At 41.6% G+C, this 526-nt stretch carries 2 tRNA genes and 1 rRNA gene; all 3 read left to right on the top strand.

The window, feature by feature from the left end:
* Nucleotides 1-72 (top strand): 16S ribosomal RNA (locus WJM94_RS24520); the annotation flags it as partial.
* Nucleotides 73-170: 98 nt separating this feature from the next.
* A tRNA-Ala gene (locus WJM94_RS24515) sits at nt 171-246 on the top strand.
* A 14-nt stretch (nt 247-260) separates the two neighbouring features.
* Nucleotides 261-336 (top strand) — tRNA-Glu (locus WJM94_RS24510).
* Nucleotides 337-526 lie beyond the last annotated feature (190 nt).

Here is a 526-nt window from a genome sequence, read left to right as displayed (position 1 = left end):
TTGTGGTTCATGACTGGGGTGAAGTCGTAACAAGGTAGCGCTAGGGGAACCTGGCGCTGGATCACCTCCTTATACGATGATTACTCACGATGAGTGTCCACACAGATTGATATGGTTTAAATTCAGAGCATAAAAAATTGGTTCTGCATAAATGCAAAGCAATTTTATGTGGGGCTATAGCTCAGCTGGGAGAGCGCTTCGCTGGCAGCGAAGAGGTCATCGGTTCGATCCCGATTAGCTCCACCACTGACTCTTATTGTGTCCCGTTCGTCTAGAGGCCTAGGACACCGCCCTTTCACGGCGGTAACAGGGGTTCGACTCCCCTACGGGATACCATCTTTAAGCACATTTCTTTGATAGAAAGCATTAAGTGTTCTTAAAAATGGTTACTTCATTAGAAGTGATTAGCTCTTTAACAATTTGGAAAGCTGACAAAACAAACTTTGTTTTTTGAAATAAAGATTTGTTTGTAAAGTTCTCAAAGTATTCATGTATTTGAATACAACTAAAAACACATTCAAGTGTT

It is taken from the genome of Vibrio sp. YIC-376 (assembly GCF_052353105.1).
Lineage (GTDB): Bacteria > Pseudomonadota > Gammaproteobacteria > Enterobacterales > Vibrionaceae > Vibrio.
This window is presented reverse-complemented; position numbering and strand designations above follow the sequence as displayed.